This is a genomic window from Streptomyces sp. SID5785, from assembly GCF_009870065.1.
In the GTDB taxonomy this organism is placed as follows: domain Bacteria; phylum Actinomycetota; class Actinomycetes; order Streptomycetales; family Streptomycetaceae; genus Streptomyces.
Genome location: NZ_WWIA01000812.1, coordinates 1 through 6,073, shown reverse-complemented (window position 1 = coordinate 6,073; position 6,073 = coordinate 1). Strand labels below are relative to the sequence as shown.

Here is a 6,073-nt window from a genome sequence, read left to right as displayed (position 1 = left end):
GAACGCGTGCTGTGCCTGCGAGGTGAGGTCACTCGAGCCGCTGCTCCTGACCGCGGGCACCCACATCATGATCACCACGAGGGCCACGACGCCGAGAACGGCCACACCGGCGAACGTGGCCTGCCAGCCGAGACTCTGGCCGAGCAGGGTGCCCAGCGGCACGCCGAAGACCGTCGAGACGGAGATCCCGCCGAAGACCAGACCGACTGCCTGGCCGCGGTGTTCCGGGGCGACCAGGCCGGTGGCGACGGCGGACGCCGCGCCGAGGAACAGCCCGTGCAGGGCGCCGCACAGCACGCGCGCCGCCACCAGCAGACCGAAGACGCCGGCGAAGACGGCGGCCAGATTGCCCAGGACGAAGACAGCCAGAGCCGTGCACAACAGCGTGTGCCGCGACATCTTGATGGTCGCGGCGGTGACGATCGGGCCGCCGATCGAGATGCCGAGCGCGTACGCGGTGACCAGCAGGCCGGCCGTGCTCAGCGAGACGTCCAGATCGTCGGAGACGAGGTTGAGGACACCGACGATGACGAGTTCGGCGGTGCCGATGGCGAAGGCGCCCAGGCCGAGGGCGCCCAGGGCGAGGTTGTTGCGGGGCATGCCGGGCCCCGGTGCGGTGGCGGTGCTCATGGGAGAGCCACTCCTTGGAAGAGGACGGAACAGGGGCGCGACGGCGCGGTCAGGCGTACTGCAGATTGAGCCGGGCTATGCGTCCGTCGCGGACGTCGAAGGCGTAGTTCGCCTCGAATCCGCCGTGCCCGCCGGGGGCGAAACGAACGAGCAGGGTCGTCCCGCCGCGGGTGGGCGTGTTCTTCAGGACGGTGAGCCGGCCACCGATGACCTCGTCGCGGGCCCAGTCGCGGATCTCGTCCCGGCCGCTGAACGTGCGCTCCACGTCGATGAGTTGCGCATCGGGATGGAAGGCGCGCACGAGTGCGTCGAGGTCCTCGTGGGCCACCGCGTCGACGTAGGCCTGGGCGGCGGGATCCACCGCTCTGTCAGCTGCCTCGGCGGTGGCGTCGTCGTCCGCGACCGCGTCGCCCGAGCGCACGGGACCCGACGCCGTCGACGGGGTCGCGCGCGGGGGAGTGTTCCCCTGCTCGGAGCAGCCGGCCAGCAGCACAGCGGCCAGGGCGAGGGCGGTCGGCAAAGGGCGGTGGGGCATGGCGAACTCCTCAGGGTGACGGCGGTCAGGCGTAGCGCAGGGTGATCCGGGTGATCACGTCGTGCTCGACGTCGAACGCGTACCGGGCCCGGAACGGGGCCATGAGCCCTGCCGGATCGAAGCGCAGCAGGACGGTCGGGCCCGCACCGGCGGGCGTGGTGTGCAGGACGACGACGCTGCCGCCCACGACCTCGTCGCGGGCCCAGTCCTCGATCGCGGCACGGCCGCGGAACAGGCGGCCGGTGTCGTCGACCGTGGCGTGCGGGTCGAACACGGTGACCAGGGCGTCCAGGTCCCGGGCGGCGACGGCATCGACATAGCCGCGCACCGCGGGATCCAGCGCCGCCAGCGCTTCCCGGTCGTGCTCGGCGGGGGTGCTGCGCAGGGCCTCTTTCGCCGCCGCCCACGCGTAGTCACTGGCGTACAGCGTCGCGGTGACCAGAACGGCCGCCACCCCCAGCGCCACGGCGACGGCCCGCAGCGCGCTCACCAGGCGATCCTCGTGCGGTCACGGAAGAAGCCCCCGGTGGGGCCGGAGTCGGGCAGCAGGGCCAGCCAGGCCACCGTGTCGGCGCCCTGCTCGACGCTCGTCGGCGCTCCCGCTCCTCCCATGTCGGTGCGGACCCAGCCCGGACAGACCGCGTTGACCTTGACGCTGGGCGGAACGGCCGCGGACACCACCAGCGTCAGCGCGTTCAGGGCTGCTTTGGAGATGCCGTACGCGGCCGGAGAGGGGATGTTGCCGTCGCTCACGGCCCCGAGACCCGAGGACACATGGACCACACGTCCGTAGCCGCGTTCCGCCATGCCGGGGCAGAACGCCCGGCACGTGCGGAAGGCGCCCATGAGGTTCACGTCCAGAGTGCGGCGCAGTGTCTCCTCGTCGAGGGAGAAGAACGGGTCGGTGGGGTAGATCCCGGCGTTGTTGACCAGCACGTCGACGCCGATGCCGTCGTCGGCCAGCCGCTGGGCGCACGCCGCGACACTCCCGGCATCGGCGACGTCCAGTTCTTCCACCCGGATGTTCGCGGCGCCGAGCGTGCGGGCCGCGTCCAGGCCGCGCGCGCGGTCGCGCGCGGCGAGGACGACGTCGAGTCCGGCCCGCTCGAGCCGGCGGACGGTCTCGAGACCGATGCCGCGGTTGGCGCCGGTGACGAGGGCGGTGCGGGTACGTTCGCGGCTCACAGGCTCGGTCTCCTCGTCGCGTTCAGACCTTGTAGCGCTGCTTGACGTCCTCGGCGAAGCCGAGGTAGTCGCGCAGCGGCCAGACGGTCTCGAACTCCAGGTACTCGCGCATGGGCAGCCGGCCCAGGGCGGTGCGGTCCAGTTCCTCCGCGTCCGGCGAGTCGATGATGGCGATGACCCGCTTCTGCGCGGCCACCTTCCAGATGCCGACGCAGAAGCCGGAGTCGACGGTCTCCTGGGCGTGCGCCGCTTCGTCCTGCTCGAGCTCCCACAGCTCGTCGAGGGTGATACGCCCCTCGTGCTTCCACTTCATCTGGACGTAGAACAGCATGCTTCAACTCCCTGTCTGTGCGGGGGTGTCGCTGGGTGCGCTCCGCGGGTCAGCGGGCGCTGCGGGTGCGGATCAGCTCGGTGAGCCCGTGTCCGGCGCCGAACACCTCGACGGCGAGGTCGAGCGGCGTCTTGCCGTCGTGGCCGCGCAGGTCGAGCCGGGCACCGGCCTCGACGAGCGTGCGGGCGCAGTCCTCGTAGCCGTGCCAGAGCGCGTCGTGCAGCGGGCTGTAGCCGTTGGTCGCTCCCTGGAAGTCGAGGTCGATGCCCGTCTGCCGGACCAGGACGGCGGTGATGCCCGCGTGTCCGTTGTAGACGGCCTTGTGCAGGGGCACCGCACCGAAGGTGGGCTCCACGGCGTTCACGTCCGCGCCCGCCGCCAGCAGCAGTTCCACGATCTCGTCGTGTCCGTCGCGGCAGGCGACGAGCAGGGGGGTGTGGCTGTCGTTGAAGCTGCTGAGGTTGGGGGAGCGCTCATCGACCGCGGCGCCCGCCGCCAGGAGCTTGCGCACCTGTTCGGTGTCGCCCTGTGCGGTCGCGGCCATCAGCTCCTGGCCGGCCACCGCCCGCTCGTCCGCGGCCCGCCGGGCGTTGAGGTGCTCCTCGGCCTCGAGCAGCCGGTCCTTGCCGAAGGTGTTGACGTTCAGCTCGTAGGCGAAGTGCTGCTCGAGCGTGAAGCCGTAGTGCGTGGAGACCTGCAGCACCGTGCCCTGATCCAGGAGGTACGCCGCGATGTCCGGGTACTTGTACCAGAGAGCGTCCATCAGCGCGGTGTGCCCGGTGGTGGGCGCCACCGCGTCGACGAAGGCCCCGGCCTCGACCAGGGCCCGCACCACGTCGAGGCTGCCGCCCTGGCAGGCCTTGTGCAGCGCGGTGGCCCCGGCCCGGCGATCGGCGGTGAGTACGTCGGCGCCGGCCTCGATCAGGGTACGGACCGTCGCGGCGTCCGCCTGCCCGGCCGCGATCATGAGTGCGGTCAGGCCGGTGCCGGCATCGCGGTGGCTCGCGTCGGCGCCGGCCGCGAGCAGGCCGGCGACACGGGCGGTGTCGCGGTCGCGGACGGCCAGGATCAGCTCGGCACTCATCAGGCGGCCTCCTGCCCCGACACGTCACCGCGCAGGGCGCGAATGATCTGCGAGGGATCCGTGTAGGACTTCCAGCGGGTGATCCTGCCGTTCCGCACCGTCAGCCACTGGATGAACTCGATCTCGAACTCCACGCCGGTGCCCCGCACGGTGGACATCTCGTGAATGACCCCGGCGGCCTGGTCGCCGTCGACGACCAGGTTCACCAACTTCTCGAAGCGGACGTCCACGGCACCGCCGAAGATCTTCAGGGTGTCGAGGACGGCGTCCCGGCCGCGGTAGCTGCCGATCCACTTCATGTCGTCGTTGTAGCCGGGAACCGGCGTGTAGTTGATCCACTCGACATTCTCGTCGAGTGTGTCGAGTGCGGTCTCGAAATCACCCGACGTCAATGCGTCGAACCACCGCTGGACGACTTTCCTGGTCTCTTCCGTGGTGTTGCTCATGAACTCTCCTAGAAGTGGAAGGAATTCCATGGGAAATCCTCGGCGAGAAACCCGGAAAGCGGCAAGGAAACGGTGGCCGACTTTCTGATATTGCTTTCTAGGACTCGGCGGATCCGGCGGACTGGGCCTCGGCGGCGCGGGCGAACAGGTGCTGGTTGCCGTCGGCCCAGGTGGCCGTCATCACCACGCCGTTGATCCGCCAGCCCTGCGCCGTCCGCTCGAGGGCGATGCGGTAGGTGCCGGCCAGCGTCCACAGCGGTCCGCCGTGCTCGTTGGGCATGCGGTGCGTCGCCTGGAACATGGCGGTGGCGACGGCGCTGTCGCCCTGCACCTCGACCAGGAAGTTGCTCAGCAGGTGCTGGGTGGCGGCGAACTGGCCGAGCAGCCCCGACCAGGCGCCGATCAGGTCCTTCCTGGAGACCGGGCCCGGCTCCCCGCCGTTGAGGCTGGTGTAGTCGAGCATGATCTCGTCGCTGAAGACGTCCTCCAGCGCCTCCCACTCACGCTGGTCGATGTACCAGCCCATGCGCGTGCACGTCTCGATGATGTCCAGCCGGTCGGCCACAGAACTCATGGAGTCTTCTTCCTTCAGTGATAGAGGTGTGCCATTTTCTTGGTCCAGCGATGGTCGCTGAGCAGGGCGGCGCCGATGAGGACGCCGAGCAGGACGACTTCTGCCACCGCTGACCCCGAGTGGCCCATGGGGATGGCCAGGACGGCGAGCAGTGCGGCGGTGAAGTGGAAGCGTTGGGGACCGATCTTCAGGATCCTGTGGAACCAGGCGATGCCGCCGAGGTACAGCGCGACGCCGCCGGCGAGTGCGACGGAGGGGGCCGTGGCCAGGGGCTCGTAGGGGTGCACGATGGTCTTCTTCACGGCCGCGGCGATCAGGATCAGCCCCAGCAGCATGGGGACGTGCGCGTAGAAGAAGGCGGCGAGCGCGAGCCGTGAGCGGTTCACCGCGTCCTGGCGCTCCAGGGCCAGTTCGGCCCGCCAGGCCTTCTCGGACTCGTCGAAGTACACCCACCACAGGCCTGCGGGGATGACGAAGATGAGCACGGCCGTGGTCACCACCGACGGCCCTGCCTGGCCGCCGTCGGTGCCGATGCCGAGCGCGAGGAACGAGTCGCCGAGCGCGATGATCATGAGGAGTCCGTGGCGTTCGACGAAGTGTCCCGGCTTCAGTTCGAAGCCCGACACCCCCGTGAGCATCGGTGCGACGACCTCCAGGCCGACGGCCGAGGTCCACAGCGCGTAGACGACCCAGCCGTCCAGGAAGCCGGCGCAGATGATCAGCATCGCGCCCACCGTGTGGAACGGGGCGATGCGCAGCATGGTGCGGGCCGCGCCCGTGCCGCCCGAGGCGAACAGGACGGCATGCACGGAGACGATCACCAGGTAGCCGATGCCGAACGCCACGCCGTCGCCGTCGAACGCGTTGGGCGTGGCCAGGCCGATGATCAGGAAGGAGGCCATGCCGAGCAGCAGCAGGATCCGGTGGTGCCTGCGGTGCGGGGGCAGATGGTTGGTGAGCCACGCGTAGCCGCCGTACATCCACCACAGGAGCCAGAAGACCAGCAGGACCTGGCCGACCCCGCGCAGCGTCATGTCCCGGCTGAGGACCCGGGCGAGCTGCGTGAAGTTGAAGACGAACGCGAGGTCGAAGAACAACTCCAGGGTGGTGACCCGGGCCCCGCTTTTCGGTGAGGGCTCCACGATCGATTCGGCGGGTCCCCCGGATCTGTATTCCCGACCCTCGAAAGGAGAACTTCCCTGAGTGGATGTCGAATGCTCTGGGACGCCTTCTACTTGGTGCGCGGAAGTCGTTTGAGACATGTCCGCAAATGTATCCGCGCACAGGG

The 6,073-nt window shown here is 69.7% G+C and carries 9 protein-coding genes; all 9 read right to left on the bottom strand.

The window, feature by feature from the left end:
• Window positions 1-630: MFS transporter (locus GTW43_RS26540; RefSeq protein ID WP_161304497.1), on the bottom strand; the 630-nt coding region annotated here is incomplete at its 3' end.
• A gap of 49 nt (window positions 631-679) precedes the next feature.
• On the bottom strand, window positions 680-1,165 hold the full coding sequence (locus GTW43_RS26535; protein ID WP_161304496.1) for a nuclear transport factor 2 family protein: 486 nt from the start codon (window positions 1,163-1,165) through the stop codon (window positions 680-682).
• 25 nt (window positions 1,166-1,190) lie between these two features.
• Window positions 1,191-1,655, bottom strand: a complete 465-nt coding sequence (locus tag GTW43_RS26530) for a nuclear transport factor 2 family protein (protein WP_161304495.1) — start codon at window positions 1,653-1,655, stop codon at window positions 1,191-1,193.
• Entirely contained in the window at window positions 1,652-2,350 is a 699-nt protein-coding gene (locus GTW43_RS26525) for an SDR family NAD(P)-dependent oxidoreductase (RefSeq protein WP_161304494.1), read from the bottom strand. Before GTW43_RS26525 ends, GTW43_RS26530 begins: the two co-directional genes overlap by 4 nt.
• Window positions 2,351-2,372: 22 nt before the next feature.
• A complete protein-coding gene (locus GTW43_RS26520) occupies window positions 2,373-2,681 on the bottom strand; it encodes a muconolactone Delta-isomerase family protein (protein ID WP_161304493.1) in 309 nt (102 codons plus the stop codon).
• Between the two features lie 49 nt (window positions 2,682-2,730).
• Window positions 2,731-3,765 (bottom strand): ankyrin repeat domain-containing protein, encoded by a 1,035-nt coding sequence (locus GTW43_RS26515; protein ID WP_161304492.1) that lies wholly within the window; start codon window positions 3,763-3,765, stop codon window positions 2,731-2,733.
• Window positions 3,765-4,211 (bottom strand): nuclear transport factor 2 family protein, encoded by a 447-nt coding sequence (locus tag GTW43_RS26510; RefSeq protein WP_161304491.1) that lies wholly within the window; start codon window positions 4,209-4,211, stop codon window positions 3,765-3,767. The genes GTW43_RS26515 and GTW43_RS26510 overlap by 1 nt, the downstream gene beginning before the upstream one ends.
• Before the next feature lie 97 nt (window positions 4,212-4,308).
• Window positions 4,309-4,785, bottom strand: a complete 477-nt coding sequence (locus GTW43_RS26505; RefSeq protein ID WP_161304490.1) for a nuclear transport factor 2 family protein — start codon at window positions 4,783-4,785, stop codon at window positions 4,309-4,311.
• A 14-nt stretch (window positions 4,786-4,799) separates the two neighbouring features.
• Window positions 4,800-5,927 carry a low temperature requirement protein A gene (locus GTW43_RS26500; protein ID WP_161304489.1) on the bottom strand — a complete coding sequence of 376 codons (1,128 nt, stop codon included), beginning with the start codon at window positions 5,925-5,927 and terminating at the stop codon, window positions 4,800-4,802.
• Window positions 5,928-6,073: the final 146 nt, after the last annotated feature.

What these genes read in the sequence shown, in the direction of transcription:
- GTW43_RS26535 (WP_161304496.1), bottom strand. Translation starts at nt 1,165, where the DNA reads ATGCCCCACCGCCCTTTGCCGACCGCCCTCGCCCTGGCCGCTGTGCTG.
- GTW43_RS26520 (WP_161304493.1), bottom strand. Translation starts at nt 2,681, where the DNA reads ATGCTGTTCTACGTCCAGATGAAGTGGAAGCACGAGGGGCGTATCACC.
- GTW43_RS26515 (WP_161304492.1), bottom strand. Translation starts at nt 3,765, where the DNA reads ATGAGTGCCGAGCTGATCCTGGCCGTCCGCGACCGCGACACCGCCCGT.
- GTW43_RS26510 (WP_161304491.1), bottom strand. Translation starts at nt 4,211, where the DNA reads ATGAGCAACACCACGGAAGAGACCAGGAAAGTCGTCCAGCGGTGGTTC.
- GTW43_RS26505 (WP_161304490.1), bottom strand. Translation starts at nt 4,785, where the DNA reads ATGAGTTCTGTGGCCGACCGGCTGGACATCATCGAGACGTGCACGCGC.